The sequence below is a fragment of the Winslowiella toletana genome (assembly GCF_017875465.1).
Lineage (GTDB): Bacteria > Pseudomonadota > Gammaproteobacteria > Enterobacterales > Enterobacteriaceae > Erwinia > Erwinia toletana.
Genome location: NZ_JAGGMQ010000001.1, coordinates 4,774,660 through 4,800,276 on the forward strand (window position 1 = coordinate 4,774,660; position 25,617 = coordinate 4,800,276).

Sequence of the window (25,617 nt, forward strand, 5' to 3'; positions counted from 1 at the left end):
CTCGTCGCCCGTATTACATATTCCACGACGCGTGCTTCACAAACTCATTCTGCAATACCGTGGCTTTGTCCCACTCTCCGCTAATCGCCAGCTGATGGCACAGTTGGGTAAGTGAGTGACGCGCCAGCTGCCAGGCTTGCATACGGAACAGACGTTCACGCTCGCTATTTACCATCTCGGAAACCAGGCGATGATGCAGTTTTCCCAGCGCATGCAGATAGCTCTGGTCGTCGCCGTTGATCTGGCACAATTCGGCCATATCTAAACAGGTGTCGCTGAATTTGCGTAGCTGATCGAGTGAGCAGTCCGGACGGTTGAGCTTAGCCTGCGCCATATAGAAATCGACGGTGATATCGCGCATCGAAAACTTGTACTCATCAATTTTGTACTGCAGCCAGGCACTCATCGAGACATTCATGCAACCATCCAATCACGTTAATGATAATCATTATCATATTATAATCAGCACGATCTTCAAGATATTCCAGAAACTTATTTACCGATAAATGCTGCCTGTTAATTAAATTGATATAATCGATACCTGACGCCCGATAAACGGGTAAAATAACTATTATTCATCTTCGTTACTTTGTGTTAACGAATGAGTTGTTGTTTTTTAACAGATTATTACTTCAGTTTTGCAGTATGAGGCGCAGAGCGCAATCCTCAGTACAGGGTCTATCCTTAGTAAAACAGGTACGAAAAAGACCATTTCAGCTATATCCCTGCAAAACAAGAGGTTGAAGCATTAATCATTATCACTAACATAGGGATATTAGCCCTCATGGGCTATCGCATCGCGAGGTACTTTTTTTATGCAATCTGCAAATCCTGCATCATTCTCTCCTGACGACTTTGTCTGGAAGGGACTTAAGCTCACCGACAGCGCGGCGCAGCAAATTATTGCGCTTTCCGCCAGCGATCCACACGTTAAGGGATTAAAGCTCGGCGTGAAGCAGTCTGGCTGCGCGGGTTTTGGTTATGTGATGGAACTGGTGAAAGAACCCGCTGAAGACGATCTTCAGTTCACCCATCAGGGAGCCAGCTTGTTTGTCCCGCTTCAGGCGATGCCGTTTGTCGACGGCACCGAAGTCGACTTCGTCCGCGAAGGCCTGAATCAGATTTTCAAATTTAATAACCCCAAAGCTCAACACGCCTGCGGCTGTGGTGAGAGCTTTGGCGTAGAGTAACTAACGTTATGTCGCGACATACTGAAGCATCTGACGATGTACAAATCTGGGAAGGCAGCCATCAGAACTACAAAGAGGGCTTCTTTACCAATCTGGAAACCGATGAACTGGCGCACGGCCTCAGCGAAGAGGTGGTCCGCGCGATTTCCGCTAAACGCAATGAACCTGAGTGGATGCTGGAATTCCGTCTGAAAGCCTATGAAGCCTGGCTGAAGATGGAAGAGCCACACTGGCTGAAGGCTAATTACAAATCGCTTGATTATCAGGATTACAGCTACTACTCCGCGCCATCCTGCGGCAACTGCGACGACAGCTGCGCCTCTGAACCCGGCGCGACCCAGGCGTCCGGCGCTGAGCCAGCCAACTATCTGACGCAGGAAGTGGAAGAGGCGTTTAAACAGCTGGGTGTGCCGGTGCGTGAAGGTCAGGAAGTGGCGGTCGATGCTATTTTTGACTCTGTATCCGTTTCCACCACTTACCGTCATAAGCTGGCGGAGCAGGGGATTATTTTCTGCTCATTCAGCGAAGCGATTCATGACCATCCGGAGCTGGTGCAGAAGTATCTCGGCACCGTGGTGCCTGCCAACGATAACTTCTTTGCGGCGCTTAACTCCGCAGTGGCTTCGGACGGCACCTTCGTCTATATCCCGAAAGGGGTGCGCTGCCCGATGGAGCTGTCGACCTATTTCCGTATTAATGCGGCGAAGACCGGTCAGTTCGAACGCACCATCCTGGTTGCCGATGAAGACAGTTATGTCAGCTATATCGAAGGTTGTTCGGCGCCGGTGCGTGACACTTACCAGCTGCATGCGGCGGTAGTGGAAGTGATTATCCATAAAAATGCCGAAGTGAAATACTCAACGGTGCAGAACTGGTTCGCCGGCGGTGAAGCCGAAGGCGGTATTCTGAACTTCGTCACCAAACGCGCGCTGTGCGAAGGCGATGGCAGTAAAATGTCCTGGACCCAGTCAGAAACCGGTTCCGCCATTACCTGGAAATATCCGAGTGTGATCCTGCGTGGCGACAACTCGATCGGCGAGTTCTTCTCGGTGGCGCTGACCGCGGGTCATCAGCAGGCCGATACCGGCACCAAGATGATCCATATTGGTAAAAACACCAAGTCGACGATTATCTCTAAAGGGATTTCCGCCGGTAAAAGTGAGAACACTTACCGTGGTCTGGTGAAAATTATGCCGACCGCCACCAACGCCCGTAACTTCACCCAGTGTGACTCCATGCTGATTGGTGCTGACTGTGGCGCGCATACCTTCCCGTATGTTGAAGTGCGTAACAACACTGCCCAGCTGGAACATGAGGCGACGACCTCGCGTATCGGTGAAGATCAACTGTTCTATTGTGTGCAGCGCGGTATCAGTGAAGATGACGCCATCTCGATGATTGTGAATGGCTTCTGTAAAGACGTCTTCTCCGAACTGCCGCTGGAATTTGCTGTTGAAGCGCAAAAACTGCTGGCCATCAGTCTGGAACATAGCGTGGGTTAAACCCGCGTCGCGATAAGAACCGTTGCCGGAAGGCAATGTGAAGGAAATTCTATGTTAAGTATCAAAAATTTACAGGTAAGTATTGAAGATAAGCCGATTTTGCGCGGTCTGGATTTAGAGGTTAAACCCGGCGAAGTCCACGCAATTATGGGCCCGAATGGCTCAGGTAAGAGCACGCTTTCCGCGACCCTGGCCGGACGCGAAGAGTATGAAGTGGTTGGCGGTGAAGTAAGCTTTAAAGGCAAAGACCTGCTGGAACTGGCGCCGGAAGAGCGCGCGGGTGAAGGTATCTTTATGGCGTTCCAGTATCCGGTTGAGATCCCGGGCGTCAGTAACCAGTTCTTCCTGCAGACGTCGGTCAACTCGGTGCGTAAATACCGCGGTCAGGACGCGCTGGATCGTTTCGATTTCCAGGACTTTATCGAAGATAAAATTCACCTGCTGAAAATGCCGGAAGATTTGCTGACCCGTTCAGTCAACGTCGGCTTCTCCGGCGGTGAGAAAAAACGTAACGATATTCTGCAGATGGCAGCCCTGGAGCCAGAACTGTGTATTCTTGATGAGACCGACTCCGGTCTGGATATCGATGCGCTGAAAATTGTCGCCAACGGGGTTAACACTCTGCGCGATGGCAAACGCTCATTTATTATCGTTACCCACTATCAGCGTATCCTTGATTATATTAAGCCGGATTTCGTTCACGTGCTGTATCAGGGCAAAATCGTTAAATCCGGCGACTTTAGCCTGGTTAAACAGTTGGAGGAGCAGGGCTATGGCTGGCTTACCGACGAAGAGTGAAAACGCGCTGCAACAGTGGCATCACCTGTTTGAGTCGCGCGGTGAAAACCGTTCGCTACAGGCGCAACAACACTGGCAGCAGCTGCTGCGTTTAGGCTTACCGACGCGCAAGCAGGAAAACTGGAAATATACGCCGCTGGAAACGCTGTTTGGCGAAAGCTTTGTGCTGCCAAAAAATGGCGATGTCAGCGCTGACGCTCTGGCGCAGCTGACGCTAAATCTGGATGCGGTGCGCCTGGTGTATATCGATGGCAAGTTCAGTGCTGAATTTAGCGACAGCAGCTTTGACCTGTTTGATATTCAAATCTCCCGTGCTGCCGACCGTCGCGCTTTTGACGCGCCAGTCCAGCCGGAAGTGTTTCTGCACCTGACCGAAAGTCTGGCGGAAGAGGCCACGACCGTGCATCTGGCGCGCGGCAAAGTGGCGCCACGGCCGTTGTATCTGCTGCATATCAGCAGCGGCAGCGGCGCTGCGCAGATGAACACTTCACACTATCGTCATCATCTTCAGCTGGAAGATGGCGCCGCAGCTGAAGTGATTGAACACTATGTCAGCCTGAATGACGCGGTGCATTTCACCGGCGCGCGCATGACGATGGCGCTTGGCAACAATGCCCAGCTGAATCACACCAAACTGGCGTTTGAGAATGTTGGCAGTTACCACTTTGCCCATAACGACATTACGCTGCTGCGCGATTGCCGGGTTAACAGCCAGAGCTTCCTGCTGGGCGCGGGTCTGACGCGTCATAACACCAGTTCACAACTGAATGGTGAAAACAGCAACCTGGTGATCAACAGCCTGATTCTGCCGGTCGATAAAGACGTGTCCGACACCCGTACTTATCTTGAGCACAATAAAGGTCATTGCCAGAGCCGTCAGCTGCATAAAACCATCGTGCGCGATCGCGCGCGCGCCGTGTTTAACGGCATGATTAAAGTGGCGAAGCATGCGCTGAAAACTGACGGACAGATGACCAACAATAACCTGTTGCTGGGTCGTCTGGCGGAAGTAGATACCAAACCGCAGCTGGAAATCTATGCCGATGACGTTAAATGCAGCCATGGCGCCACCATTGGTCGTATTGACGATGAACAGATGTTCTATCTGCGTTCGCGCGGGATTGATAAAGAGTCCGCAGAGCGCATGATTATCTACGCTTTTGCCGCAGAGCTGACGGAAGCGATCACTGATGAAACGCTGAAAGAGGTGGTGTTGCACCGTATCTCCCGGCGTTTCCCGGAGGCAACGAATGAATTTTGATCTTGCGCGCGTCAGAGCGGACTTCCCGATTCTGTCGCGCGAGGTCAACGGCCAGCCGTTGGCCTATCTCGACAGTGCCGCCAGCGCGCAAAAACCGTTAGCGGTAATTAACGCAGAAAGCCATTTCTATCAGCATGGCTACGCCGCAGTGCATCGCGGTATTCACACCCTGAGTGCTGAAGCCACCACGGCGATGGAGAATGTGCGCAATCAGGCGGCGCGTTTTCTTAATGCCGCTTCGCCGGAAGAGATTGTGTTTGTTAAAGGCACAACCGAAGGCATTAACCTGGTGGCCAGCAGCTGGGGCGGCAGTCAGCTGCAGGCGGGTGATAACATTATTATCACCCAGATGGAGCACCACGCTAATATCGTGCCATGGCAGATGGTGGCGAAACGTGTGGGCGCGGAAATTCGCGTACTGCCGCTGACGCCGCAGGGTGAGCTGGATGTGGCGCAGCTGCCGTCATTAATTGACAGCCGGACGCGCATCCTCGCAGTGACCCAGGTTTCTAACGTACTTGGCTCCATTAACCCGGTCAAAGCGCTGGTTGCTGTGGCGAAAGCCGCCGGGGTGGTGACGCTGATTGACGGCGCGCAGGCGGTGATGCATGAGCAGGTCGATGTGCAGGATATCGACTGTGATTTCTACGTGTTCTCCGGCCATAAGATCTACGGCCCGACCGGGATTGGCGTGCTGTATGGCCGCAAAGCGCTGCTGGATCAGATGCCACCATGGGAAGGCGGCGGTTCAATGATCGCCACCGTCAGCCTGACGGAAGGCACCAGCTTTGCCGCTGCGCCATGGCGCTTTGAAGCGGGTACGCCAAACACCGGTGGCATTATCGGTCTGGGCGCCGCGCTGGCCTATGTCGCTGCGCTGGGACTGGATAATATCCAGCAGCGCGAGCAGATGCTGATGCGTTATGCGCTGGATAAACTGGCATCGGTTCCCGATCTGATTATCTACGGACCGCAGCAGCGGGCCGGGGTGATTGCCTTTAATCTCGGTCGTCATCACGCTTATGACGTCGGTAGCTTCCTTGACCAGTATGGCATTGCGATCCGCACCGGCCATCACTGCGCTATGCCACTGATGAATTATTACCAGGTACCGGCGATGTGTCGCGCTTCCTTTGCCATGTATAATAGCGAAGAAGAGGCTGACCGGCTGGTTGCGGGTCTGCTACGTATTCATCGTTTGCTGGGCGGCTGATGCCACCCAGCAGGCAAGGGAGGAACTGATGGCGACATTGCCAGACAAAGATAAGCTGGTGCGCAATTTCAATCGCTGCGCCAACTGGGAAGAGAAGTATCTGTACGTGATTGAATTAGGCGCGGTTCTGCCAGAATTGTCCGATTCATTGCATCAGCCCGAGAACACCATTTCCGGCTGTCAGAGCCAGGTGTGGATTGTGATGGATCAGGCCAGCGATGGTAAAATCCAGTTACAGGGCGACAGCGATGCGGCGATTGTTAAAGGACTGATTGCTATTGTCTTTATCCTGTATCAGCAGATGACCGCGCGTGAGATTGTTGAATTTGATGTGCGACCGTGGTTTGAACAACTTGCCCTGACCCAGCACCTCACTCCGTCCCGTTCACAGGGGCTGGAAGCGATGATCCGCGCCATTCGTCTCAAAGCACAGACGCTCGTCTGAGCTACACTTTCTCGTTGAACACCTCGTTTCGCTAAGCGGGGTGTCCTTCATTGATAACGAGAGAGTTGCGCATGAAACCTGTGTTACACCTTGCCGGATTTTTCCTTCTTAGCCTGCTTGCCGGGACGCGCACTGCCAGTGCGACAGACTACCCTTTACCTGCCGAAAACAGTCGCCTGATTGGCGAAAACAGCACCTATATTGTGCCGGGTGATAACCGTTCGCTGGAACAGATCGCTGCCGGGTATAAAATTGGCCTGCTGGGCATGCTGGAAGCCAATCCGGGTACCGATCCCTGGCTGCCGAAAGCCAACAGCCAGCTGACTATCCCCACCCAGATGCTGCTGCCGGATACTAAACGTGAAGGCATTGTGGTTAACCTCGCCGAATTACGTCTCTATTACTACCCGAAAGGCGAGAACAGAGTCGTGGTCTATCCGATTGGTATCGGCCAGCAGGGCATTATGACGCCGCTGGTAGTCACCAGTGTTGGCCAGAAAGTGCCCGATCCCAGCTGGACGCCGACCGCTAATATCCGCAAGCGCTATGCGCAGGATGGCGTGACGCTGCCGGCGGTGGTGCCTGCCGGGCCGGATAACCCGATGGGGCTGTATGCGCTGCGTCTGGCGTACGGGAAAGGCCAGTATCTGATCCATGGCACCAACGCCAACTTCGGCATCGGTATGCGCGTCAGCTCCGGCTGTATCCGTTTACGTCCGGACGATATTGAAGCGTTATTTAATGCGGTGCCAAAAGGGACGCGGGTGCAGATAATTAATCAGCCGGTGAAGTACGCCATTGAGCCAGACGGCAAGCGCTATATTGAGGTGCATCAGCCGTTGTCGCACCACGAGAGTGATGACCCGCAGACCATGAAGCTGCCGCTAAGCAAAGCGGCGCAGACGTTTATCAACAGCAGGCACAGTGACAGCGCGCTGATTAAACAGACTCTGGCGCGCCGCTCCGGGATGCCGGTGCTGGTAAATCGTGGTGAAGCGGTGGATGAAAACACGCCACTGCCAGCGATTATCCAGCAGCAGACGCATTCTGAGCCATCAGGCAGTCAGCCCGCCACCATCTCACAGGCAACTGGCGAACGACCGGCAGAATAGCGCTGAGAGAGCAGAGGGTAAGATATTCGTAACGGGCGGTGAGAACGCCGCCCTTGCTGATAACGGATACATGAGAGGCATAAAAGAGCTAAAAAACAGACAAAAAAATGGCGCACAATGTGCGCCATTTTTAATACCAGAACGCGCTTATTTTTTGTAAGCGTGAGCCTGGTTGTCCAGACGCTGGTTAGCGCGTGCTGCGTCGTCTTTAGCAGCCTGAACGTCAGAACGCACTGCGTTCACGTCGTTGCTCAGCTGGTCAACTTTAGCGTTCAGAGTCTGAACGTCGGTAGACAGTTGGTCGATTTTAGCATTGCTAGAACAACCAGCCAGCATAGTTGAAGCCAGGATTACCGCGCCCAGTACCAGTTTAGTACGATTCATTATTTATACCCTCTAGATTGAGTTAATCTCCATGTAGCGTTACAAGTATTACACAAAGTATTTTCTAATGAGAATAATTTTTTGATGAGAACGTGCCTAAAGTTGATCGTTCGCTCAAAGAAGCATCTGTCTGGCGAAAAAAAACAAAAAATTAAAAGAAAACAGAAAGTTTTAATCGGATTAATCTTTGTTATTTCCGAATTTGAATAGTTATTTTCGATTGGAAATTTCTTAGAAACTGTTTACTGAAGTTGTAAAAAAAGCGCCTTAAAGGCGCTTTTTGTCTGCGAAGGGTAATCTTTAATTACAGAACGTGAACTGACGCGGTATTAGTAGTGCCACTTGGCACTAATGCACCGGATACCATCACTACCACTTCGCCTTTCAGCGCATAGCCACTTTCCAGCGCCGCTTCTTTACCAATACGGTAGAAATCGTCGGTTGAGGCGATCTCTTTCACGATATGGGTAACGATACCTTTGCTCAGCAGCAGCTGGCGCGCGGTCTGTTCATTGGTGGTCAGCGCCAGGATGGTGGCGTTCGGGAAGTACTTACGGATCGACTTGGCTGATTTACCGCCTTCGGTGGCGACTACAATCAGCGGCGACTCCAGTTTTTCCGCAGTTTCTACCGCACCGCGGCACACCGCTTCGGTGATGCGCATTTTGCGGCTGTCGTGCTGCGAGTCAATACGGCTCTTCATCACGCGGTCGGTACGCTCACAGATGGTCGCCATAATGGTGACCGACTCCAGCGGGTATTTACCCTTCGCACTTTCGCCTGACAGCATCACCGCATCGGTGCCGTCGAGGATGGCATTAGCCACGTCGCCAGCTTCCGCACGGGTAGGGCGTGGGTTTTTGATCATTGAATCGAGCATCTGGGTGGCGGTGATCACCACTTTACGTGCGCGGTTACATTTTTTGATCATCATCTTCTGGGCGAAGATCACTTCTTCCACCGGAATTTCCACGCCGAGATCACCACGCGCCACCATAATGCCGTCAGAGGCATCCAGGATTTCGTCGAAGTTATTCAGGCCTTCCTGGTTCTCGATCTTGGAGATGATCTGAATATGCTCGCCGCCGTGCTGCTTCAGGTGCTCACGGATTTCCAGTACATCGGAACGTTTACGGATAAACGAGGCGGCAACGAAGTCAACGCCTTGCTCGCAACCGAAAATCAGGTCGCGTTTATCTTTTTCCGCCAGCGCGGGCAGCTGGATGGAGACGCCTGGCAGGTTAACGCCTTTGTTTTCACCAAGGTCACCGTTGTTCAGCACTTTACATACCACGCTGTTTTCGGTGACTTCAGTCACTTCCATGCCGATCAGGCCGTCATCAACCAGAACGGTATTGCCGATTTTCAGGTCCGCTGCAAAGCCAGGGTAAGTGACTGCCACACGCTCGGTGTTGCCGATCACCGACTGGTCGGTGGTAAAGGTAAAGGTCTGACCCGCTTTCAGAGAGGCATCAACGCCGCCTTCCAGCTTCATAGTACGGATTTCCGGGCCTTTGGTGTCGAGCAGAACTGCCGCCTGATGGCCGGTTTTGCTCATTACATTGCGCAGGTTAACGATGCGCTGACCGTGTTCGGCATAATCACCATGGGAGAAGTTAAGGCGCATTACGTTCATACCTGCGTCAAGCAGGTTGGTCAGCATTTCTTCCGATTCGGTTTTTGGACCGATAGTACATACGATCTTGGTCTTTTTCATGAGCAAGTTATCTATAAGTTGTGATGGATGATAAAGGATTGATTTCGATGGCGTGGCCACCGAAGGAGAAATTTGTGCCTGGTAACAAGCGATCTGCGATACAGAGTAAGAATAGGTGACAGATATAAAGCGTGCAGAGGAAGTTGTGCGGATGGTTTAGCTGGCCCGCCGGGCTGTGTTGCGCAAACTGTGATCGTTGTAAGTATCGACAGGTCAATTGGCTGAAACCATTCAAGTGAAACAACGGATGGTATTATAGTCGCTAAGTGTGCGAAAACCAATTAAAAAGCGGTGTAACAACCTCGCCAGGATCAAGAAAAAGTGAAGTTGCGCAAGCGTAAGGCAAATTTCACGCCGTCAGATTTTTACCAGGAAAAAGCTGAAAATGCCAGCGAAGCAGCTCTGCATGAGCCGCCTGCGCCAGCCGGGTTTACCCTTTGCTCTCAGATGGCAGTGCATCATCAAGGAATCTTACGGCGTTACGTAACGCCTGGTCTGCTTCAGGAAGCAGCCCGGCAAATAAATGCCAGACGTGGAACATGCCAGGCCATACCTCAAGGGAGGTTCTTACGCGGTTTTCTGCAAGATGAGAGGCCAGCTGCATCGCACCACTCAACATCACTTCATTTTCACCGATTTGGATCAGCACCGGCGCAAGACCGCGAACATCGGCAAAAACCGGTGAGGCATCGGGATGCGTTGGCAACTCCCCGGCGAGGAAGGTAGCTGCCAGCTGGTTGAGAAACTCAGTGCTGCACAAAGGGTCAATACCATCTCTGACTCGCGCCGAGTCGCCGCTATGGGTCAGATCTGCCCACGGCGAAATAGCCACGGCGGCGGCAGGAAGCGGCAGATGAAAATCTCTCGCTTTGCGCATAATGGTTATCACCATCGCCCCGCCTGCTGAATCCCCGGAAATGGCCAGCGCGCGCGGATCAATGCCGCTATCCAGCAATGAACGATAAGCGGTGAAGGTATCTTCAATCGGGGTCGGGAAAGGGTGTTCCGGCGCCTGGCGGTAGTCAGGCACATAAACCCGGGCACCAAGCAGTCTGGCGTAGTTCCCGGCCAGGCCCTGATACGCTTTTACACCGCCGTGAACATAACCGCCGCCATGGATATAAAAAAGTACACGGCCATCGATAAGGTTATCCGGCGTCACCACCATTGTCGCTACACCACCCAGATCAACCCTGGTAAAGGCCACGCCCTCCGTCGCGGGAAAAAGACGGTCAAGCCCGTCAACATAATCCGCGCGCGCCGCGGACCAGCTTTGGTCGCTTTGACCATTTATTTTCTCTACAACTGGCATGGCAGCCGCTATCCAGCCATTCAACGCGTTTTGCGCATTAACAGGTAACATTTAACTTCTCTCCCGGTGAATTATTTTCTACGCTGATAATGTAATCCAACAATTCGGGAAAGGGTTTCTACAATGAGCAGCCATAAATTCCTCACCGGGCATCACCTTAGCGGCGGGATTGAACTCAATACCATGCGCACCTTTGTGGCGATTGCTGAAACCGGCAGCATTGTTGCCGCTGGTAAAGCGCTGGGGTTAACGCGTTCTGCGGCGGGAAAGTCGCTGGCGCGGCTGGAGGCGCATCTGGCTACGCGGTTACTCCATCGCACCACGCGAAGTGTGTCACTGACCGCTGATGGGCAATACTTTTACGAACGATGCATCCAGATACTGACTGATATTCACGAGGCTGAAAGCAGCATCAGGCAGGATAATCCCCAACCGAAAGGCACTTTACGTCTGACGGTCACTTCGGCTTTTGGCCGGATAGCGATTCTGCCGCTACTCAATGATTTTCTTGAAAAATGGCCCGATCTGGATGTCGAAATCAGTTTTACCGACAGGCTTGTCGATCTGGTCGAAGAAGGATTTGATCTCGGTATCAGAATGGGGGATATGCCTGACGATTCGATGATGGTGGCACGGCCGATTACCCGCTACCGTCCCTGGATTTACGCCTCTCCGGCTTATTTGCAGAACCATGGGATGCCGGAAAATATTGCTGAACTGGGCGCACATCAGCGGCTGATCTATGGGCTTCAGGCTGGTTCTGGTATATGGCGACTGGCTAACGATGACGGCGTTGAGGTTTCAATTAGCGGAAATCGCCGCCTGCGCTTTGATAGTGGCGAAGCGATCAAAGATGCCGCTGTTGAAGGGATGGGTATTGCGCTAATGCCCTCTTTTCTGGCTGCTGATGATCTGCATAACCATCGTCTGGTAAAATTATTTCCGCACTATGCAGGGAAACAGATCCCCATCAATGCCATTTATCCCAACCGGAAACATCTGGCGGCTAAAATCCGGCAATTTATCGATATGCTGGTGATAAACTTTCAGGCCGCTGATTCTGCATAATGCCGATCGGAAACAATTGACGGCGTGGTGATGAAAAGGCAGTTTTCTTATCCCAGGCAGAACCGAAAGAGATGTTTATGTATAACCGCGATACGATTTTTCACTCCCACAGCTGCGGCGACTACCGCATCCAGCTGTGCTGGCCGGATGAACCTGCACCGGAAAATGGCTGGCCGGTGATCTTTCTGCTGGATGGCGCCAGCTATTTTCCGATTGCCGAATATCTGCTGCGCACGCTGGCCCATCCGCGCTGTTGCCTGCTGCCGGGCGTGGTGGTAGCGATTGATTACCCGGACAGCAGCCGGCGGGAAAAAGATTATCGTCCGGCGGTGGCGCAGCTGGTCGCGGAAGCCAGTCCGCATGGCGGCTTTTATCCGCCGGGGATGGCAGGACAGTCGGCCGCGTTTCTCGACTTTATTCAGCATCAGCTTAAACCCTGGCTCAGCAGTCAGTTGTCGATCGATAACCGTAATACTGCGCTATTTGGTCACTCCTATGGCGGGCTCTTCACCCTGAATACCTTGTTTACCGCCAGCGACAGCTTTCGCCACTACTATGCCTCCAGTCCGTCAGTATGGTGGAACGATGGCTATCTCAGTGCCATGGCCGCGCGCTTTGCCCTACGCTCGGATATCGCGGAGCAGAAGGTGCTGTTGCTGTCGGTGGGGGAGTATGAGCAGTCGCTGCAACGTTTTGAACTCAGCCTGGATGCCGCAACACGTGCAACGCTGGTGCAGCATCGTCGGCAGCGGCGGATGGTTGATGGCATTCGCGAACTGGCGTGGCAGTTACAGGCGGGACAACAACAAAATGTGCGGACGGAATTTGTGCTTTATGCGGATCAGTCTCATCAGTCAGTGCCGATGCTGGCGCTGCAAAAAGCGATGATGCATCATTTTCAACGTTAAGGGGTGATACAGAAACAGAGGGGAAAAAAGGAGTGGTGCGTTCTAGAGGACTCGAACCTCCGACCCCCACCATGTCAAGGTGGTGCTCTAACCAACTGAGCTAAGAACGCTTTGCTGCAACGATATCTGGTGCGTCCGAGTGGACTCGAACCACCGACCCCCACCATGTCAAGGTGGTGCTCTAACCAACTGAGCTACGGACGCATCATTTCGCTATCGTGTTGACAACGGGGACGAATATTAACGGCAGTGTCCCCGCCTGGCAAGTGGAAACATCTATTTTTGTTATCGACTGCTGCGCAACTGTGCAATCAGCGTTTTTTTTACACGTTAAGGGCGTAAAAACGCCCGGAAATTAACGCGCTGCGCGCGCCAGGATCACTTCTGCCGGCAAGCGTTGCAAACGACGCATGCGCCAGATCATCATCACCGCTGACGAGGTGAGACCGATAATAAAGCCGCACCAGAAACCGGCGGGACCGAGCGCCGGCACCACCAGATTCGTCATCGCCAGCACATAGCCGCTCGGCAATCCCAGCACCCAGTAGGCGATAAAGGTGATATAGAAGATCGAGCGGGTGTCTTTATAGCCACGTAAAATACCGCTGCCAATGACCTGAATCGAATCGGAGAACTGGTAAATCGCCGCCAGCAGCATCAGCTGCGCCGCAAGGGTCACCACTTCCGGATTGTCGTTATACAGCAGCGCAATCTGCTCGCGGAAAATCACCGTAAAGGTAGCGGTCGCCGCCGCCATCGCCACGCCAACGCCCTGAGCGGTCCAGGCAGCGACGCGCGCGCCTTCCGCCGAACCCTGTCCGAGACTGAAACCGACGCGAATGGTGGCTGCCACGCCTAAAGAGAGCGGCAACACAAACATCAGTGAGCTGAAGTTCAGCGCAATCTGGTGACCTGCCACTTTGACAATACCCAGCGGTGAGACCAGCAGGGCGACGACGGCAAACAGCGTCACTTCAAAGAACAGCGCCAGCGCCACCGGCATCCCGAGGCCGGTTAAGCGTCGTAGCGCCGCCCAGTCCGGGGCGTCAAAGCGGCGGCTTAAACGGATATCTCGCAGCGAAGGTGCGCGGCTGCTCCACGCTTTCATCAGGATAAACATCACCCAGTACACCGAAGCGGTGGCGACGCCACAGCCGATGCCGCCCAGCGCCGGCATGCCGAAATGTCCATAGATAAAGATATAGTTAACCGGAATATTAACCAGCAGACCAATAAAGCCCAGCACCATACCGGGTTTGGTCTTTGACAGCCCTTCACACTGGCAACGCAGCACCTGGAAAAACAGGTAGCCGGGCGCCCCCCACAGCAGAGCATGCAGATAGCCGACGGCAATCCGCGCCATTTCCGGATCAATATCTTTCATTGCTGAAATCATAAATCCGGCGTTATACAACACCAGCATAATCAGGATGGAGACAAATCCCGCCAGCCAGTATGCCTGGCGCACCTGATGTCCAATGCGGTCGCGTCGCCCGGAGCCGTTTAGCTGCGCCACAACCGGGGTTAACGCCAGGATAAGGCCGTGACCAAACAGTATGGTCGGCATCCAGACAGAAGTACCGACGGCGACGGCGGCCATATCCGTGGCGCTAACGGCACCGGCCATAATGGTATCGACAAAACCCATGGAGGTTTGCGCAACTTGCGCAAGGATCACCGGGATTGCGAGGGCTAATAATTGACGCGCTTCAGTCAAATACTTCTGCACACAAACACCTTGTCCGTTTTATTAAGGGTGAACGAATTTAACGCCCTGATGAGCGCTAAAATAGAGATCAGAATATTAAGCCGCGTAGTGTAACGGGGGGAGCGGATTAAGCCAATCATCTGACCAGACAATCGCTCTTTATGTTATACAGTTAGCACAGCTTGCTGTCGGCTTTTATCCGTGCGGCATTGCAGTTGTGTTAAGATTGTCAAAAAACAGACTGAGGCTTAAGCATGTTTACCGGAATTGTGCAGGGCACCGCTGAGGTGCTGTCGATTGAAGAAAAAACCAATTTCCGCACCCATATCGTTAAATTACCGCCGGAGATGTTGCCGGGGCTGGAATTAGGCGCGTCGGTGTCGCACAACGGTTGCTGCCTGACGGTGACCCATGTTGAAGGCGACCAGGTCAGCTTTGATTTGGTGAAAGAGACCTTGCGCGTGACCAACCTCGGTGAATTACAGACCGGTGATCGCGTAAATGTTGAACGTGCGGCAAAATTCAGCGATGAGATCGGTGGGCATTTAATGTCCGGCCATATTATGACCACCGCTGAAATCTGTAAGATCATTAATTCCGAAAATAACCGCGAAATCTGGTTTAAACCCCAGGATACAGAACTGATGAAGTTTATTTTGCGCAAAGGTTATATCGGTATTGATGGTATTAGTCTGACGGTGGGTGAGGTCAGCAAAAGCAAATTCTGCGTGCATCTGATCCCTGAAACGTTGATGCGTACCACGCTTGGCAGCAAAAAACTGGGGCAACGGGTCAATATTGAAATCGACCCGCAAACCCAGGCGATAGTGGAAACGGTTGAGCGGGTACTGGCTCAGCGCGAAGCGGCGCTACTGGCAACCGCGGCAGAGCATTTACAGCCATAAGGCATTGGGCGGCGAGAACGCCGCCTCTACAAAAAATGCTGAACCCTGTAGGGGCGGCGTTCTCGCCGCCCGTGTCAATGATTCGCGCGACGGCGTTACCGCCGCCCGTTAATCAGTGCGGTACTCTTAAGCCACCTTCCACACCATGGCTAAATACCACCTGCCATAGCTGAATATCGCGCGCGCGAAAAGCGCCGGCGCAGGCATTCAGATAGTAGCTAAACATCCGTTTAAAGCGCTCACCATAGTGTCCGGCCAATTGCGGCCAGCCCTCAATAAAACGCTGATGCCATGCCATCAGGGTAGTATCGTAATCCGCGCCAAAATTATGCCAGTCTTCCATCACAAACCAGGGTTCACTGGCCACGCTGATATGGCGTGCCGAAGGCAGACAGCCATTGGGGAAAATATATTTATTAATCCAGGGATCAAGATTCATATCGGTTTTCAGCGCGCCAATAGTGTGCAGCAGGAAAATGCCCTCGGGCTTTAAGTTATGGTTGGCAACGGCAAAATAGGTGGCGTAATTTTTCGGCCCGACATGCTCAAACATCCCGACGGAAACAATGCGGTCAAACTGCTGGTTCAGATCGCGATAATCCTGTAGCAGAATGGTGACATCCAGACCCGCGCAGCGCTGTTGCGCCAGTTTCTGTTGTTCGGCCGAGATGGTTACGCCGACCACGCTGACGCCATAGTGGCGCGCGGCAAACTCCGCCAGACCGCCCCAGCCGCAGCCGATATCCAGCAGCGACATGCCCGGTTGCAGCTGGAGCTTATCGCAGATCATCTTCAGCTTAGCGTGCTGCGCTTCTTCAAGGGTCGTGGCGTCTTTCCAGTATCCGCAGGAGTACTGCATATGCGAGTCGAGCATTAATGAGAACAGATCGTTACCCAGATCGTAATGCTCTTTACCGACAATCCACGCACGTTTTTTGGACTGCAGATTGGTCAGGCGCGCCGCGGCGATGCGCAACGTATCTTTGAAGTGGTGGGGGAGTTGCTGGTCGAGTTTATGCTTTAACACCCGATGAAAAAACATATCGAGGCGTTCACACTCCCACCAGCCGTCCATATAGCTTTCACCCAGTCCCAGCGAACCTTCCTGCAATACGCGACGAAAGAATTCGGGGTTTTTAACCTGAATATCCCATGGATGTGAACCGTTCACTGCAATACCGGCGGTTTGCAGCATCTCGTGAACGATCCGATACCAGTGGTTTTCTTCCAAGCTCACTTCTTCTATACACGATGAACTCATAGCTTCTCCATCACCTGCTGTGATTAGAACCTGAGAAATAGGATAGCCAATTTCTGCAGGATTGTGAGAGAACTCACGGATGATCCGTGCGCCTGATATCCGACGTTAAACAGAGGATTGAAATTGAACGAAAAATATCTGTTTTCACTGAGACCACAACCCGGCCGTTATAAACAGCTCCGGTATCGATGCTGAAATATCAATAAATTCAGATAGGGTCCTGCAGAGATGCGTCGCGAATGCCACGCCGAAAAACACCACGACAACCCTGTCAGGTCTGACTAAAAAGTGTTGATTTATTGTTATAAAATATTGCCTTAGATGAGTATATGCTCACGGCAGGCAATATTCAATATAATATTGTTAGCATGCTAACCAAATGATTTTACTGCCGAACCGGCTTTTACTGCTTTACGTTGAAATTGTAGTGCATATCCTGCCAAAGCAATAATTATGGTAAGCAGCATAATGGCGGTGGTGGTCAGCAGCACATTGGCGATCAGGGTTGATACCGCCATGCTGGCGCAGAAGCAGAGTCCCAGCTGCAACATATTCTGTAATGCCGCCGCTTTGCCGGTGGCATGCGGGAACGGCAGCAGCGCGTTGGCCACCACGATGGGATAGATAGCGCCATTCGCCATTGCCATACCGCAAAACGGGATCAGTAATGCAGTTAATGTCACCTGATCTGAAAGTGCGACGGCAAAAATGGCGCTGATGCTGACGCCATATCCCAGCAGCAGCCACGGCAACAGAGTCTTGCCATCCATACGTTGCAGCAGCGCGCGGCAGCCAAAGCCGCCAGTTAAAAATGCCAGCGTCTGCGGCAGATAACTCAGACCGATATCGCCGGGCGTCAGGCCCAAATCCGCCAGAATAAACGGCGAACCGGTAAGCCAGGCAAAAAAGCTGGCGGAACAGGCGGCATAGATCAGCACATTACCGCTGTAAATTCGCGATTTTAGCAATGACAAAAAGCTGACCGGCGCTTGATTGTCAGAGGCGGAGCGGTTGGTCGCCGGCTTAAGGCGCAGGGTCGGAATCAGCAGCGCCAGCGCAATCAGCAGAAGAGCGACAAAGATCGCACGCCAGCTAAAATGGTTTAGCAGCCAGGCGCCCAGCAGTGGCGCCAGCGCCGGGGAGAGCGCCACCAGCGGCATAATGGTGGCGAACACCCGGTTGGCCTGCGCGCCGCTGTAACGATCGACCACCAGCGCCTGCCAGCTTACCGCCGCTGAACAGACACCGACCGCCTGAATAAAGCGCAATACCAGTAGCATGGTGGCATCCTGTACCGCCAGCATCCCGGCACAGCCAAGTGCAAACAGACTCAGGCCAATCACCAGCACTGGCTTACGACCAATACGGTCGGACAACGGCCCCCAGATCAGCTGCGCACAGGCAAAACCGGCGAGAAAGATACTCAGACTGGCGCTGATTGCGCCGGGATGGGTATGCAAATCCTGTTGCATCGCGCCAAAGGCAGGCAGGTACATATCGGTAGCAAGAAAACCCAGCATGCTTAACAGCGCCAGGTAAACAATAAATCCTTTTGATTTGATCATCAGATAACTCTTTTTCTTATGCAGGTGATTTTAACGCGCTGAGTGTAATCGGGTGCATGCCAGCTTGTGAAACGCTAATATTTGCGTATTGCATTCAAAAAATTTGCAGGCAACTTATGTGGTCAGAACATTCTCTGGAAGTGGTTGATGCCGTTGCACGCAGCGGGAGCTTTAGCGCCGCCGCCAGCGAGCTGCATCGCGTGCCGTCGGCGATAAGTTATACCGTGCGGCAACTGGAACAGTGGCTGGCGGTTCCGCTGTTTGAACGGCGGCATCGTGATGTGGTGCTCACAGATGCGGGCAAAGTGTTTATCCAGGAGGGGCGCGCTGTTATCAAAAAAATGCTTGCCACCCGGCGCCAGTGTCAGCAAGTGGCTAATGGCTGGCGCGGGCAACTGAGCATCGCCGTCGATTCGATTGTGAAACCGCAGCGCACGCGCCAGCTGGTGCTGGATTTCTATCGCCACTTTCCCGATATGGAGCTGCTGGTTTCCCATGAAGTGTTTAACGGCGTCTGGGATGCGCTGGTGGACGGGCGGGTGGATATGGCGATTGGCGCCACCCAGGCGATTCCGGTCGGCGGACGCTTTGGTTTTCGCGATATGGGCGCGCTTAACTGGCGCTGTGTGGTCAGTGCAACACATCCGCTGGCGCAACAGCAGGGGGTGATTGATGAAGAGAGTATTCGCCAGTGGCCGTCGCTGGTGCTGGAAGATACCTCGCGCAGCCTGACCAGGCGTATTACCTGGACGCTGGATAACCAGCGGCGACTGGTGGCGCCGGACTGGGACAGCGCGTTTGATTGTCTGCTGGCCGGGCTGTGTGTTGGCATGGTGCCGGGGCATTTTGCCGCGCCGCTGATCGCCAGTGGCGAACTGGTGACCCTGACGCTACCTGCCGCTTTCCCTGACAGCCCATGTTGTGTCAGCTGGGCGCAACAGAGCGCATCACCGGCGCTGAACTGGTTACTGGAGTACCTGGGCGATCCGGAGACGATGAATGAAGAGTGGTTGCGCGAGGGAGATTAACCGGCCACTGCGGTGGCCGGCTGGCAGCTTAGCGGCGATAGTCGCGGAACGGACCATCAGCCACTGAACGCCGTTCGATCAACGACGGATGGACTTCGATAGTCTGGGGATCTTCACGTTTGCTGGTAATACGGTCCAGCAACATATCGAAGGCGGTTTCGCCGAGGCGCTCTTTCGGCTGATGTACGGTGGTCAGCGCTGGCGTGAAATAGCGCGCGTTGCGCACATTGTCATAGCCGATCACCGAAATATCCTGCGGCACGCGCAAGCCCATCTCGTCAGCGGCGCAAATCGCCCCCATCGCCATAATATCGCCGCCGCAGAAGACGGCGGTAGGACGCTGTTTCTGCGACAGAATTTGCTGCATCGCGCGGTAGCCGGATTCGGGTTCAAAATCCCCCTGTACGATCCACTCATCACGCAGCTGGATATTGGCTTCATTCAGCGCCTTAAGGAAACCCGCATGGCGTCCGCCACCGGTGTTGCGCTCCAGCTGGCCGGGAATCGCGCCAATATCGCGATGGCCGCGATCGATCAGATAGCGTCCCACCATGTAACCGCCTTCAAAGGCGTTATCCAGCACAGTATCGGTGAAATCGCCGCGCGATTCGCCCCAGTCCATCACCACCATCGGGATATTGCGATTCTCTTCCAGCATGGTCAGCAGTTCGTCCGGGTACTCCGAGCACATCACCAGCAGGCCGTCGACGCGCTTCTGCGCCATCATCGACAGATAAGCCTGCTGCTTTTGCAGATCGTTATGGGCGTTACCCAGAATCAGCGTATAGCCTTTGGCAAAGCAGCGCGTTTCGATGGCTTCAATAATTTCAGCAAAATAAGCTGCTTCACTGGAGGTCGCCAGCAAACCAATCGACTTGGTATGGTTAACCTTCAGACTGCGCGCAACGGCGCTGGGCGAATAGTGTAACTCTTTGATGGCGGCCCAAACCGCTTCACGCGTATCTTCCGCGACAAAGCGTGTTTTATTGATGACATGCGAAACGGTGGTGGTTGAAACACCGGCGCGTTTCGCCACATCTTTAATTGTTGCCATTAAACTGGTACTCCTGCGCTTATCTCAACGCATTGATAAATATCATGTTAAACGTTTGCGTCAGCCACGCGTTTTTCAGCCGACGATCGGTTTCTTTGTTGCATTCTGAGTGACGTCGGGAAGGGGAATGACGTCAGGAAACACGGCAAGTAACGCGGTGTTGCAGTTGTTGCGCAACGGAAAAGCAGAATTCTAGCAAGGCTGTGACAAGAAAACGAGATTTTTACCCGTAACTATGGGAAAATCTATACCGCTATTAATCCCAGGGTCTTTAAGGAGTAGATGTGGATACTAATCTTAAGTTGTCTCTGATGACCACTGTCGGTTCATTATTAATGATTATCGCTTTTAGCTTTGTCGCCGTGATGAACTGACGCTGTTTCTGCAGCGATAAAAAAACGCCTGATGCATTACTGTATCAGGCGTTTTTTGTTGCGCAAACCGGTGGTTTAACGAATGGTTTTTGGCGTCATCATTCGACGGGCGCCGACATAGTGGCGCTGCCAGTACTCTTCGCTTAATGCGCTTATCTGAATATCTTTGCCGGTGCGTGGCGACTGGATAAATTTGCCATTGCCGAGATAAACGCCAACATGGTCGGCTGCGCCGCGATTGTTGATACGAAAGAACACCAGATCGCCTTTTTCCAGCGAATCGCGTTTAATTTGTGCGGCGTCATTCAGGTGATACATCTCGTTGGCGGTGCGCGGGATCTTGAACTTCACCAGATCTTTATAGGCGTACCACACCAGACCACTGCAGTCGAAACCGGTACGCGGTGAAGTGCCACCCCACTGATAAGGTTTACCCAGCTGTCCCATCAGTTTGTTCATCGCGGTTTCACGCGCTTTCTGATAACGCACCCGATGCTCTTTGCTCATTTTTAACGGACCGCTGTTGGCGCTGATGCTGGCGAGCGCCTCAGCATTTTTACCACGGCGCTGATGACCATAGTGTCTGGTCAGTTTCTTCTTTGCGCTAAGGGGCATCTTAGTTGCGGCAGTATGCTGGGTGGCTTCACGAGGGGCTTTTTTATTTGCTGTTGTTTTTTCTACGCTGGTCTGGCGGTTTTTTTTTGTCGGGGTTCTCAGCTGGCGTTTTTTACGGCGTTCATCACTTCGTGCACTCTTTTTTTCCACCTTTTGCTGATTTGCATTCACAGGTGCCTGTGGCGATGCGTGCGCCATATTTAAAAACAACTGTGCAAAAGCCAGCATAAAGAGTGTGATGAGTAAACGCATTATCCGTTTCTGGTTAGGCTCTCACGTAGCAGAGAGGACCGCATAGACAATCCCACGGCTGCCCGACGCATAATGTCAAAGCATAGTAGGGGTTTGAAGCGACAACTGGCGCCCAAAGAAACAGGGCCAGGCAATTCTAATCTAACTTTTTCCGAAAAGGTAAGGTCTTTTTCAATTAATCAGTTTATAAAGGTGATTAGTGGCTGAAATGAGCCAGATCAGTCGCTTATCTCACCAATATTGTTGCTATTTATTAATCTGTTAACCATGTGTAATGATAAGAGACGGTTATTTAGCCACGACTTTTGGCAAAATGGGCCTTACACCTGCGTCTCTGTATAAAATGTCGTTTTCAGTCGGCAGACAGAATCGTTACAATGAAACGTCGCTACAATAAATAGACACGAAGTAACGCATTAAGGAAGGCAAAAATGAGTACTGTTGAAAAAATTCAGCGCCAGATCGCAGAAAACCCGATCCTGCTGTATATGAAAGGTTCACCGAAGCTGCCAAGCTGCGGCTTCTCTGCTCAGACCGTTCAGGCGCTTTCTGCTTGCGGCGAGCGTTTTGCATATGTTGATATTCTGCAAAATCCGGATATTCGTGCTGAACTGCCGAAATATGCTAACTGGCCAACTTTCCCACAGCTGTGGGTCGATGGCGAGCTGGTTGGCGGTTGTGATATCGTGATTGAAATGTACCAGCGCGGCGAACTGCAGACGCTGATCAAAGAGACAGCCGAGAAATTTAAAGAAGCTGAATAACCGTTGATGTAAACCATCAGTGCGAGTGCGGGCGGCGAAAACGCCGCCCCTACGCAGATCTCATGTAGGGGCGGCGTTTTCGCCGCCCTTTTTATTCTGCGTTTTCCGCGTTGTCACCCTCGGCGCTATCCTCTGCCGCTGGTGGCAGTGGCCAGCCACCGAGGCGTTTCCAGCGATTCACCAGCTCGCAGAACAGGTCGGCGGTTTGTTCTGTGTCGTACAGCGCGGAGTGCGCCTGAGTGCTGTCAAATGGCAGGCCAGCCGCTTTACAGGCTTTCGCCAGCACCGTCTGTCCGACCACCAGGCCACTGAGAGCGGCAGTATCGAACGTGACAAACGGATGAAACGGATTGCGCTTCAGACCGGCGCGTTCAGCGGCGGCGCTCATAAAATTCAGGTCGAAGGTGGCATTATGCGCCACCATAATCGCCCGGTTACAACCCTGGTCTTTAATCCCCTTACGCACCAGCTTAAAAATGGCGTGCAGTGCATCGTATTCACTGATGGCGCCGCGCAGTGGGTTATGCGGATCGATACCATTAAACGCCAGCGCTTCCGGCTGGAGAATTGCCCCTTCGAACGGCTCAACATGGAAATGCAAGGTTTCGTCTTTTTGCAACCAGCCGTTCTCATCCATTTTTAAGGTTACCGCGGCAATTTCCAGTAACGCATCCGTTTTCGCATTGAAACCGGCGGTTTCAACATCAATTACTACCGGGTAAAAACCGCGAAAACGGTCGCTAAGGGCATTCAATTCTTTCGATTCAGGCATCGGGATCTCGTTGACGGAAAAATGCAGCGCGTATTATGGCAAATTTCAGAAAGGCTTGCAGCAGGGGAAGCGAGGAGAAGGGGGCCGCAAAGCCCCCGTCGGCATCAGTTGCCGAGGCCGTGACCGGCGTGTTTATTTTCGATCAGCTCAATTTTATAACCATCGGGATCTTCGACAAAGGCGATAATGGTGCTGCCGCCTTTTACCGGACCCGCTTCACGCGTCACATTGCCGCCATCATTGCGGATGCGATCGCAGGTGGCTGCCACGTCATCGACGCCCAGTGCGATATGGCCATAAGCGTTACCGAGATCGTAGCTGTCGACGCCCCAGTTGTAAGTCAGCTCAATCACCGCGCCTTCACTCTCTTCGGTATAACCGACAAAGGCGAGGTTGTATTTGTATTCGGTGTTCTCACTGGTGCGCAGCAGGCGCATGCCCAGTACTTTGGTGTAGAAGTCGATGGAGCGTTGCAGATCGCCGACACGCAGCATGGTATGAAGTAAGCGCATAAATATCCTCTTAACGCGAGTATTGCCATCGATTCAGCGATGACTGAAAAATCCTGCTAAGTATAGCGACGATTAACCGGCTTGTTAACGAATTGCCGCAACATAAGGGTTGCGGCATCACGCTTACAACGTTGGGTAATCGGTATAACCCTCGGCGCTGCCGCCGTAGAAGCTTTCTGGTTTTGGTTCATTCAGTGGCGCCTGTTTATGCAGACGCGCCACCAGATCCGGGTTGGCGATATACACGCGACCAAAGGCCACTGCATCAATCAGACCTTTTTCAATCAGCTCTTCGCCTTTCTCCGCGGTATAGGCGCCAGCGCCAACAATGACGCCCGGATAAACGGCGCGGATGGCCTGACGGAATGACTCTGCATACGGCTTGCCGCCCGCCCAGTCTGGCTCGGAAATATGCAGATAGGCCAGATTACGTTTCGCCAGCTCAGCAATATAGTACAGCGCAGCGGCTTCCTGATCTTCGCCGTTATCAAGGCCGTTAAACGGACCAAGCGGCGAAATACGAATGCCAATGCGGTCTGCGCTCCAGCCGTCAATCGCTGCGTCCACCACTTCCAGCGCAAAGCGGGTGCGATTTTCAACGCTGCCGCCGTACTCATCGGTACGCTGGTTAGAAGCCGGAGAGAGGAACTGATGAATCAGGTAGCCGTGAGCGGAGTGCAGCTCCAGCAGGTCGAAATCAGCGGCTTTGGCATTTACGGCGGACTGGCGGAAATCTTCGACAATTTGCGCGATCTCAGCGGTTTCCAGCGCACGTGGCGTGGAAGTCTCTTCACGGATCGCACGGCCCTGATCGTCACGCAGTGAGGTACGGGTCTGGGCGGAGATGGCGGACGGTGCGACCGGCGCCTGCTGGCCTGGTTGCAGGCTGGTATGGGAAATGCGGCCGGTATGCCACAGCTGCACGGCGCTATGGCCGTTTTCGGCATGAATGCCGGCATTAATCGCTTTCCACGCGGCAATCTGTTCTGCGGTGTGCAGACCGGGCGCACCGGCATAGCCTTTAGCCTGGAAAGAGATTTGCGTCGCTTCGGTGATAATCAGACCGGCACTGGCGCGCTGGCGATAGTACTCGCCCATTAATGGGGTGGGGATATCGCCCGGTTCAATGCTGCGCAGGCGCGTTAACGGCGCCATAAAAATGCGGTTTGGTACGGTGATGGCACCCACTTTCAGGGGGGTAAACAGTCTGGTAATTTGCATAAATAATCCTGTATTAGACCGGTCGACTAGTAAGGGTGTTTTTTTAATTGGCTGCGGGCAGCATACGTGTAATTGCCGCGTAAGCCCAGCTTAATGGCGTCACGTCACGCCGGATTTTGCATTGCAGGCTGGCGCCGAGCCACAGCATGTAACAGGTTTCCGCGCTGATCTGCGCGTCAGTGTCCAGCCGGACCTCGCCTTGTTCCACCGCATGTTGCAGGGTGGCGGCGAGGGCCGCGATAATTGCCTGCGAACCCCTTTCGAGCGCAATCCGCATCGGTTCCGAAAGATCGCAGACTTCCGCCGAAAGTTTCACTGACAGACAGGCGGCAAACGCGCCGTCATGACGAAAATTTTCGTAAGCTGTGTGGTAGTAATCAAGCACGCGCTGACGGGGATGTTGCGGGTCAGCCGCCAGAAAACTGCTCACCTGATGGTGATAATGGGCAAAATAACGCTCCAGCATCGCCACACCAAAAGCTTCTTTCGAGCGGAAGTAGTGATAAAACGACCCTTTCGGCACCTCTGCGACCGACAGCAGCTCACTGAGCCCCATGCCGGTAAAGCCGCGTTGCAGGCACAGCTGCTCACCAGTGGCGAGCAGATGTTCACATGTGTCGTGTCGGGTCGTTTTGTTCATCACCACAGGGTAATAGACCAATCGGTCTAATGCAAC

General features: G+C 53.1%; 26 protein-coding genes and 2 tRNA genes. 13 read left to right on the top strand and 15 right to left on the bottom strand.

Features of this window, described 5'->3' with window-relative positions; all coding sequences use genetic code 11:
* Positions 1–13 precede the first annotated feature (13 nt).
* Complete coding sequence (locus J2125_RS22400) at positions 14–418, bottom strand: hypothetical protein (protein WP_026111843.1); 405 nt, start codon at positions 416–418, stop codon at positions 14–16.
* Positions 419–815: 397 nt separating this feature from the next.
* On the opposite strand from J2125_RS22400, the gene sufA reads away from it, so the two are divergent.
* The 7 genes from sufA (at position 816) to J2125_RS22435 (ending at position 7,521) form a co-directional block, all read left to right on the top strand.
* Positions 816–1,190 carry a Fe-S cluster assembly scaffold SufA gene (sufA, locus tag J2125_RS22405; RefSeq protein ID WP_017802162.1) on the top strand — a complete coding sequence of 125 codons (375 nt, stop codon included), beginning with the start codon at positions 816–818 and terminating at the stop codon, positions 1,188–1,190.
* An 8-nt stretch (positions 1,191–1,198) separates the two neighbouring features.
* Positions 1,199–2,692: a Fe-S cluster assembly protein SufB gene (gene sufB / locus J2125_RS22410; RefSeq protein ID WP_017802163.1), complete on the top strand. Its 1,494-nt coding sequence runs from the start codon at positions 1,199–1,201 to the stop codon at positions 2,690–2,692.
* Between the two features lie 51 nt (positions 2,693–2,743).
* A complete protein-coding gene (gene sufC, locus J2125_RS22415; RefSeq protein ID WP_017802164.1) occupies positions 2,744–3,490 on the top strand; it encodes a Fe-S cluster assembly ATPase SufC in 747 nt (248 codons plus the stop codon).
* Positions 3,465–4,751 carry a Fe-S cluster assembly protein SufD gene (gene sufD, locus J2125_RS22420; protein WP_017802165.1) on the top strand — a complete coding sequence of 429 codons (1,287 nt, stop codon included), beginning with the start codon at positions 3,465–3,467 and terminating at the stop codon, positions 4,749–4,751. The genes sufC and sufD overlap by 26 nt, the downstream gene beginning before the upstream one ends.
* Positions 4,741–5,964 (top strand): cysteine desulfurase SufS, encoded by a 1,224-nt coding sequence (sufS, locus tag J2125_RS22425; protein WP_017802166.1) that lies wholly within the window; start codon positions 4,741–4,743, stop codon positions 5,962–5,964. Before sufD ends, sufS begins: the two co-directional genes overlap by 11 nt.
* Before the next feature lie 28 nt (positions 5,965–5,992).
* Positions 5,993–6,409 (top strand): cysteine desulfuration protein SufE, encoded by a 417-nt coding sequence (sufE, locus tag J2125_RS22430; RefSeq protein WP_017802167.1) that lies wholly within the window; start codon positions 5,993–5,995, stop codon positions 6,407–6,409.
* Between the two features lie 71 nt (positions 6,410–6,480).
* Positions 6,481–7,521 carry a L,D-transpeptidase family protein gene (locus tag J2125_RS22435; protein WP_017802168.1) on the top strand — a complete coding sequence of 347 codons (1,041 nt, stop codon included), beginning with the start codon at positions 6,481–6,483 and terminating at the stop codon, positions 7,519–7,521.
* 147 nt (positions 7,522–7,668) lie between these two features.
* Here the strand turns inward: J2125_RS22435 and J2125_RS22440 are convergent, their stop codons facing one another.
* The 3 genes from J2125_RS22440 to J2125_RS22450 form a co-directional block, all read right to left on the bottom strand.
* Entirely contained in the window at positions 7,669–7,905 is a 237-nt protein-coding gene (locus J2125_RS22440; RefSeq protein WP_017802169.1) for a major outer membrane lipoprotein, read from the bottom strand.
* Positions 7,906–8,209: 304 nt separating this feature from the next.
* Complete coding sequence (gene pykF, locus J2125_RS22445; protein ID WP_017802170.1) at positions 8,210–9,622, bottom strand: pyruvate kinase PykF; 1,413 nt, start codon at positions 9,620–9,622, stop codon at positions 8,210–8,212.
* A gap of 430 nt (positions 9,623–10,052) precedes the next feature.
* Positions 10,053–10,985, bottom strand: a complete 933-nt coding sequence (locus tag J2125_RS22450; RefSeq protein WP_017802171.1) for an alpha/beta hydrolase — start codon at positions 10,983–10,985, stop codon at positions 10,053–10,055.
* Between the two features lie 72 nt (positions 10,986–11,057).
* Between J2125_RS22450 and J2125_RS22455 the strand changes: the two genes are divergently transcribed.
* Positions 11,058–12,002 carry a LysR family transcriptional regulator gene (locus J2125_RS22455; protein WP_017802172.1) on the top strand — a complete coding sequence of 315 codons (945 nt, stop codon included), beginning with the start codon at positions 11,058–11,060 and terminating at the stop codon, positions 12,000–12,002.
* A 77-nt stretch (positions 12,003–12,079) separates the two neighbouring features.
* Complete coding sequence (locus tag J2125_RS22460; protein ID WP_241763967.1) at positions 12,080–12,910, top strand: alpha/beta hydrolase; 831 nt, start codon at positions 12,080–12,082, stop codon at positions 12,908–12,910.
* Positions 12,911–12,943: 33 nt separating this feature from the next.
* Here the strand turns inward: J2125_RS22460 and J2125_RS22465 are convergent.
* The 3 genes from J2125_RS22465 to J2125_RS22475 form a co-directional block, all read right to left on the bottom strand.
* A tRNA-Val gene (locus tag J2125_RS22465) sits at positions 12,944–13,020 on the bottom strand.
* A 17-nt stretch (positions 13,021–13,037) separates the two neighbouring features.
* Positions 13,038–13,114, bottom strand: a tRNA-Val gene (locus tag J2125_RS22470).
* A 151-nt stretch (positions 13,115–13,265) separates the two neighbouring features.
* Positions 13,266–14,639, bottom strand: a complete 1,374-nt coding sequence (locus J2125_RS22475) for an MATE family efflux transporter (RefSeq protein WP_017802174.1) — start codon at positions 14,637–14,639, stop codon at positions 13,266–13,268.
* Between the two features lie 233 nt (positions 14,640–14,872).
* Between J2125_RS22475 and J2125_RS22480 the strand changes: the two genes are divergently transcribed.
* The gene (locus J2125_RS22480; RefSeq protein WP_017802175.1) at positions 14,873–15,523 is read left to right on the top strand and encodes a riboflavin synthase; all 651 of its coding nucleotides are present in this window, start codon (positions 14,873–14,875) and stop codon (positions 15,521–15,523) included.
* A gap of 112 nt (positions 15,524–15,635) precedes the next feature.
* Here J2125_RS22480 and cfa read toward each other — a convergent pair whose 3' ends face one another.
* Together cfa and punC are read right to left on the bottom strand one after the other, a co-directional pair.
* Complete coding sequence (gene cfa, locus J2125_RS22485) at positions 15,636–16,784, bottom strand: cyclopropane fatty acyl phospholipid synthase (protein ID WP_026111844.1); 1,149 nt, start codon at positions 16,782–16,784, stop codon at positions 15,636–15,638.
* Positions 16,785–17,155: 371 nt separating this feature from the next.
* Positions 17,156–18,349, bottom strand: a complete 1,194-nt coding sequence (gene punC / locus J2125_RS22490) for a purine nucleoside transporter PunC (protein WP_017802177.1) — start codon at positions 18,347–18,349, stop codon at positions 17,156–17,158.
* 116 nt (positions 18,350–18,465) lie between these two features.
* On the opposite strand from punC, the gene punR reads away from it, so the two are divergent.
* Entirely contained in the window at positions 18,466–19,377 is a 912-nt protein-coding gene (gene punR, locus J2125_RS22495; RefSeq protein WP_017802178.1) for a DNA-binding transcriptional activator PunR, read from the top strand.
* A gap of 28 nt (positions 19,378–19,405) precedes the next feature.
* Here the strand turns inward: punR and purR are convergent, their stop codons facing one another.
* Positions 19,406–20,431: an HTH-type transcriptional repressor PurR gene (purR, locus tag J2125_RS22500; RefSeq protein WP_017802179.1), complete on the bottom strand. Its 1,026-nt coding sequence runs from the start codon at positions 20,429–20,431 to the stop codon at positions 19,406–19,408.
* Between the two features lie 284 nt (positions 20,432–20,715).
* On the opposite strand from purR, the gene cydH reads away from it, so the two are divergent.
* Positions 20,716–20,805, top strand: coding sequence for a cytochrome bd-I oxidase subunit CydH (gene cydH / locus J2125_RS22505; RefSeq protein ID WP_017802180.1), 90 nt, complete (start codon positions 20,716–20,718; stop codon positions 20,803–20,805).
* A gap of 75 nt (positions 20,806–20,880) precedes the next feature.
* Here the strand turns inward: cydH and J2125_RS22510 are convergent, their stop codons facing one another.
* On the bottom strand, positions 20,881–21,672 hold the full coding sequence (locus J2125_RS22510) for a C40 family peptidase (protein ID WP_017802181.1): 792 nt from the start codon (positions 21,670–21,672) through the stop codon (positions 20,881–20,883).
* A gap of 431 nt (positions 21,673–22,103) precedes the next feature.
* Between J2125_RS22510 and J2125_RS22515 the strand changes: the two genes are divergently transcribed.
* Positions 22,104–22,436, top strand: coding sequence for a Grx4 family monothiol glutaredoxin (locus J2125_RS22515; protein ID WP_017802182.1), 333 nt, complete (start codon positions 22,104–22,106; stop codon positions 22,434–22,436).
* Positions 22,437–22,527: 91 nt separating this feature from the next.
* Here J2125_RS22515 and rnt read toward each other — a convergent pair whose 3' ends face one another.
* From rnt to J2125_RS22535, 4 genes are all read right to left on the bottom strand, one after another.
* A complete protein-coding gene (gene rnt, locus J2125_RS22520; protein WP_017802183.1) occupies positions 22,528–23,208 on the bottom strand; it encodes a ribonuclease T in 681 nt (226 codons plus the stop codon).
* A gap of 104 nt (positions 23,209–23,312) precedes the next feature.
* Positions 23,313–23,720 carry a lactoylglutathione lyase gene (gene gloA, locus J2125_RS22525; RefSeq protein WP_017802184.1) on the bottom strand — a complete coding sequence of 136 codons (408 nt, stop codon included), beginning with the start codon at positions 23,718–23,720 and terminating at the stop codon, positions 23,313–23,315.
* 123 nt (positions 23,721–23,843) lie between these two features.
* Complete coding sequence (gene nemA / locus J2125_RS22530; protein WP_017802185.1) at positions 23,844–24,941, bottom strand: alkene reductase; 1,098 nt, start codon at positions 24,939–24,941, stop codon at positions 23,844–23,846.
* A gap of 43 nt (positions 24,942–24,984) precedes the next feature.
* The gene (locus tag J2125_RS22535) at positions 24,985–25,581 is read right to left on the bottom strand and encodes a TetR/AcrR family transcriptional regulator (RefSeq protein WP_026111845.1); all 597 of its coding nucleotides are present in this window, start codon (positions 25,579–25,581) and stop codon (positions 24,985–24,987) included.
* Positions 25,582–25,617 lie beyond the last annotated feature (36 nt).

Excerpts from the sequence above, each read along its gene's own strand:
- sufB (WP_017802163.1), top strand. The coding sequence starts at position 1,199 with ATGTCGCGACATACTGAAGCATCTGACGATGTACAAATCTGGGAAGGC.
- cfa (WP_026111844.1), bottom strand. The coding sequence starts at position 16,784 with ATGAGTTCATCGTGTATAGAAGAAGTGAGCTTGGAAGAAAACCACTGG.
- gloA (WP_017802184.1), bottom strand. The coding sequence starts at position 23,720 with ATGCGCTTACTTCATACCATGCTGCGTGTCGGCGATCTGCAACGCTCC.
- sufS (WP_017802166.1), top strand. The coding sequence starts at position 4,741 with ATGAATTTTGATCTTGCGCGCGTCAGAGCGGACTTCCCGATTCTGTCG.
- sufA (WP_017802162.1), top strand. The coding sequence starts at position 816 with ATGCAATCTGCAAATCCTGCATCATTCTCTCCTGACGACTTTGTCTGG.
- J2125_RS22440 (WP_017802169.1), bottom strand. The coding sequence starts at position 7,905 with ATGAATCGTACTAAACTGGTACTGGGCGCGGTAATCCTGGCTTCAACT.
- J2125_RS22450 (WP_017802171.1), bottom strand. The coding sequence starts at position 10,985 with ATGTTACCTGTTAATGCGCAAAACGCGTTGAATGGCTGGATAGCGGCT.
- pykF (WP_017802170.1), bottom strand. The coding sequence starts at position 9,622 with ATGAAAAAGACCAAGATCGTATGTACTATCGGTCCAAAAACCGAATCG.
- J2125_RS22435 (WP_017802168.1), top strand. The coding sequence starts at position 6,481 with ATGAAACCTGTGTTACACCTTGCCGGATTTTTCCTTCTTAGCCTGCTT.
- sufD (WP_017802165.1), top strand. The coding sequence starts at position 3,465 with ATGGCTGGCTTACCGACGAAGAGTGAAAACGCGCTGCAACAGTGGCAT.
- rnt (WP_017802183.1), bottom strand. The coding sequence starts at position 23,208 with ATGCCTGAATCGAAAGAATTGAATGCCCTTAGCGACCGTTTTCGCGGT.
- J2125_RS22480 (WP_017802175.1), top strand. The coding sequence starts at position 14,873 with ATGTTTACCGGAATTGTGCAGGGCACCGCTGAGGTGCTGTCGATTGAA.
- sufC (WP_017802164.1), top strand. The coding sequence starts at position 2,744 with ATGTTAAGTATCAAAAATTTACAGGTAAGTATTGAAGATAAGCCGATT.
- punC (WP_017802177.1), bottom strand. The coding sequence starts at position 18,349 with ATGATCAAATCAAAAGGATTTATTGTTTACCTGGCGCTGTTAAGCATG.
- J2125_RS22510 (WP_017802181.1), bottom strand. The coding sequence starts at position 21,672 with ATGCGTTTACTCATCACACTCTTTATGCTGGCTTTTGCACAGTTGTTT.
- sufE (WP_017802167.1), top strand. The coding sequence starts at position 5,993 with ATGGCGACATTGCCAGACAAAGATAAGCTGGTGCGCAATTTCAATCGC.
- J2125_RS22515 (WP_017802182.1), top strand. The coding sequence starts at position 22,104 with ATGAGTACTGTTGAAAAAATTCAGCGCCAGATCGCAGAAAACCCGATC.
- J2125_RS22400 (WP_026111843.1), bottom strand. The coding sequence starts at position 418 with ATGAATGTCTCGATGAGTGCCTGGCTGCAGTACAAAATTGATGAGTAC.
- J2125_RS22455 (WP_017802172.1), top strand. The coding sequence starts at position 11,058 with ATGAGCAGCCATAAATTCCTCACCGGGCATCACCTTAGCGGCGGGATT.
- J2125_RS22535 (WP_026111845.1), bottom strand. The coding sequence starts at position 25,581 with ATGAACAAAACGACCCGACACGACACATGTGAACATCTGCTCGCCACT.
- J2125_RS22460 (WP_241763967.1), top strand. The coding sequence starts at position 12,080 with ATGTATAACCGCGATACGATTTTTCACTCCCACAGCTGCGGCGACTAC.
- purR (WP_017802179.1), bottom strand. The coding sequence starts at position 20,431 with ATGGCAACAATTAAAGATGTGGCGAAACGCGCCGGTGTTTCAACCACC.
- nemA (WP_017802185.1), bottom strand. The coding sequence starts at position 24,941 with ATGCAAATTACCAGACTGTTTACCCCCCTGAAAGTGGGTGCCATCACC.
- punR (WP_017802178.1), top strand. The coding sequence starts at position 18,466 with ATGTGGTCAGAACATTCTCTGGAAGTGGTTGATGCCGTTGCACGCAGC.